Below are 3702 nucleotides of genomic sequence, written 5' to 3'. Positions count from 1 at the left end.
CCGCATCACCAGTAAGCCCCGCCGCCCCCGACCCGGTCACGTTCCGGAAACTCGGGACTTGACACACCCGTAAACCCCACGTAAAAGGCCCCCCGGTCCAGTGCTACCGGAGGGACTCGAAGGAGGCGACGAGGTCGGTGGGGGAGGGGAGGCGGGTGATGTCGGCCTGAGTGGTGGCCGCCGACTTGCGGAGGCCGTCGTCGGTGAGGAGCCGGTCGAGCAGGGCGGCGTCCACGCTGTCGTCGCTCGCGCGGAGGGCGAAACCCAGGCCCGTCGCGGCATCGACGTTGATGAAGTGGTCGGCGCCCTGCGGGAGGATCAGCTGGGGGACACCCCGGGCCGCTGCGGTGAGCATGGTGCCGGACCCGCCGTGGTGCACGATCGCGTCGGCGGTGTCCAGCAGCTGGGCCAGTGGCACCCACGGCAGGGGGCGGACATTGGAGGGAAGGGTGCCGAGCGGGCTCAGGTCGGTGTCGCCGACGGCGAGAAGGAAATCGGCGTCGACGGAGGCGGCCTCGGAGATCACCCGGGCGACCGGGTCCACGCCGGCGTAGGCGGTCACCACCGTTCCGAGGGTGACGGCGATCCGGGGCCGGGAGCCACGGGACATGAGATCGCGCGGCACCGTGCCGCCGCCGTTGTAGGGCACGTAGCGGACCCGCCAGCCGGTGCCGTCCCCGCCGAGGGAGGCGGGGACGACGTCGAGGACGGTGTGGGTGGCCGGCCCCTCGACCTCGCGGGCCCGGTACTCGTCCGCCAGGAGGCCGGCGAGCCTGCCGACCATGCCGAGGCCGGACATCGCGCCGAAGTTGTGCACCACGGCGGGTATGCCGAGGGCCGCCGAGACGAGGGGGGCGGCGGCCTGGAAGGCGGCGTGGACGAGGAGGTCCGGCCGCCAGGCGACGGCGACCGCGAGCAGGTCGTCGATGGTCACCCGGCCGTGTTCGGCGAAACCGCCCGCCGCCAGCCTCTCGGCGTCCTCGGGGCTGTTGCCGTCGGTGACGAACTCCGGATCGACGCCGTCCGAGGCGCGCCGGAAGGCCTCCATCAGCGTCGAGCCGTCGCCGATCTCGACGGTGGGCACGCCGGCCTGCCGCAGCGCGTCGAGCGGGGCCGAGCCGGCGAACAGGACCTGGTGTCCGGCGGCCTGAAGGGCCTGGGCGGTCGGCACCATCGGGAACAGGTGGCCCGCCGAAGCGGGGCCGGTGAACAGGATGCGCACGGTGTTACTCCTCGGGTGGAGCTCCGGTATTCCTCTGACACACCGTCGAACGCACCCGCCGTCGCTCCAATTTCCGCCGAGGTGGGCGAATTTCGGACGATTTCGAGGAGGAATCCGGACGCGCGACCGCGACCGGGGGGCCGGCGGCCGGGGCCTCGGCCCCCCGGCCGCCGGGCGCGCGCACCTCAGTGCCGTTCCGGTCCGGGCCTCAGTACGCCGAGACCCTGTCTGCCTCCGCGGCAGGTGCGGTAGGGCCCTGCTGCGGGTGACCGCTCGCGGCGGGTACCGGGCGGACCGGCCACCAGATGGCCCGGCCGAGGAGTGAACCGAGGGCGGGGACCAGCACCAGGGAGAGGACGAACGCGGAGAGCATGATGCCGAGCGTCAGGGCGAAGGCGACCTGCTCGTTCCCCGGGCTCGTCGCGAGCGTGGCGAACGAGCCGGCCAGCACCAGTCCCGCCGTCGCGATGGCCGGCGCCGTGTGCCGTACCGCTCGGGCCACGGCGGCACGGGCCGTGCCCGCGCGCCGCATCTCCTCCCGGATCCGGTCGACGATCAGGATGTTGTAGTCGGTGCCCAGCGCCACGACGAACAGGAACAGCACCAGGGGCAGGGTGAAGCTGACGCCCGGCTTGCCGAGGGAGTGCTGGAACACCAGCGTGGAGGCACCGAGAGTGGCGGCGAATCCGAGCCCGACGGAGATCATCAGGATGAGGGGTGCGAGCAGGCTGCGGAGGAGCACCAGAAGGATCAGGGCGATCAGCGCGGCCGCGACCGGGAACACGATCTTCAGATCGTGGTCGACGGCGTCGGCGATGTCGGCGAAGATCGCCGACGTCCCGCCCACGTGCGCCGCCGTCCCGGCGGGCGTGTGCTGGGCGACGGAGGCCCGGACCGGTCCGGAGGCCAGGTCACGCGCCTCCTGGCTCTGCGGGTCGGCAGTCAGGTACAGGTCGATCCGGGCGGCACGACGGTCCTCGTTCAGGACGGTCTGACCCACCTGGCCCACACCCTCGACCTGACCGAGGGCCCGGGAGAGACCGCCCAGCCGGTCGGCGGTGAGGGCGCCCCCGTCCGTGGCGGTGACGAAGACGCTGGTGGGGTCCGACACCCCGGCCGGCAGCGCACGGGAGATCTCGGCCGCGGTGGCCGCGGCGGGGGTCGGGTCACCGGATTCGCCCCGGCCGTAGTCCATGCGTATGCCGGCCATCCCGGCGGCCAACGCGGCGAGCAGGGCGACGGAGGCCATCAGCATCGTCCACGGCCGCTGGGTGACCAGCGTGCCCAGACGGGCGGCACTGCCTTCGCGCGGCTCGTGGCGCAGGGTCCGGGAAGGCCAGAACATCTTGCGCCCGGCGGCCGCGAGCAGCGCCGGCATCAGGGTGAGGCTGCCGAGCAGCATCACCAGGACCGCCACGGCGATCGCGGGGCCCAGCGAACGGAACTGCCCGAAGGTCGCCAGGCCCAGCGTCGCGAACGCGGCGACGATGGTCAGGGCCGCCGAGGTGATCGCCGTGCCCACGCGGCCGGACACCTGCGCGGCCACCTCGCGGGCCGCCTGCTCGGGCCGGCTGCGCAACTGCTCGCGGAACCGGAACAGCAGGAACAGCAGGTAGTCGATGCCGATGCCGAGCAGGACCACCTGGACCAGCGCCGGGGTGCTCGCGTCGAGCTTGTGTCCGGTGAGGAGCGCGGCACCCGCCACGGCGCCGCCCGCCACGCCGCCGATCATGGCGACCGCCAGCAGGGGCAGCAGGGCCGCGGCCACGCTGCGGAATACCAGCACGTTGAGCAGGACGATCAGCCCCATGACGAGGGCGCCCCCGACCTTCGCGGCGGTCTCGTGTTCATCGGTGGTGTCGACGGTGTCGGCGAGCGCGCCGGTGAAGCCGGTGCGCATCCCCGCCTCCGAGAACTGCGCCGTGGCGGAGTCCCGGAAGGTGCGGTAGACACCCTGGACCCCTCTGTCCGCCGCGTTGCCGGTCAGCTGGACGGAGAGCAGTGCGAAGCTCCGGTCGGGCGCCGTCATCGCCGGGGCGATCCGGGGTGTCTGGGAGCGGTCCGGGACCATGAACTGCGGCACGTCGTCTTCGCGGGGCATGACCACCCGGCGTTGGCCGAGCTTCGCGGCCTCCGCCCCGATCCGCTCCTGGTCGGCGGCGCTCAGGGCCTTGCCGTCGGAACGGGCGACCAGCACCGTCACGGTGACGGCGTCGGGGTCCACCCCGAACTGCTCCTCGGCGATCCGCAGCGCGGAGGCCGAGTCGTAGCTGCGGGGCAGGAAGTCCCCGGCCTGGTTCTGGGTGACGCGGGCGAGCAGTACGGGGGCCAGGGCGCTCAGCGCGACACCCAGCACCACCCAGAGGGTGATCACCTTCCACGGGTGTCGGCACCCCAGTCCAGGCCCGGCCCATGAGGTTCACAGGGTTCACGCCCGCGCCAAGGAGGGCGGCGGTGGCCGTGTTCCATTCGGCCTGCCC

2 protein-coding genes and 1 pseudogene are annotated in these 3702 nt (G+C 73.1%); all 3 read right to left on the bottom strand.

Annotated features, from left to right (window positions below):
• Positions 1-103: 103 nt before the first annotated feature.
• On the bottom strand, positions 104-1222 hold the full coding sequence (locus ABZY44_RS37390; RefSeq protein ID WP_356661969.1) for a glycosyltransferase: 1119 nt from the start codon (positions 1220-1222) through the stop codon (positions 104-106).
• A gap of 208 nt (positions 1223-1430) precedes the next feature.
• On the bottom strand, positions 1431-3596 hold the full coding sequence (locus ABZY44_RS37385) for an MMPL family transporter (protein ID WP_356661967.1): 2166 nt from the start codon (positions 3594-3596) through the stop codon (positions 1431-1433).
• 13 nt (positions 3597-3609) lie between these two features.
• A pseudogene (locus tag ABZY44_RS37380) lies at positions 3610-3702 on the bottom strand (HAD family phosphatase); the annotation flags it as partial.

Source organism: Streptomyces sp. NPDC006544 (genome assembly GCF_040611715.1).
GTDB lineage: Bacteria > Actinomycetota > Actinomycetes > Streptomycetales > Streptomycetaceae > Streptomyces.
This window is presented reverse-complemented; position numbering and strand designations above follow the sequence as displayed.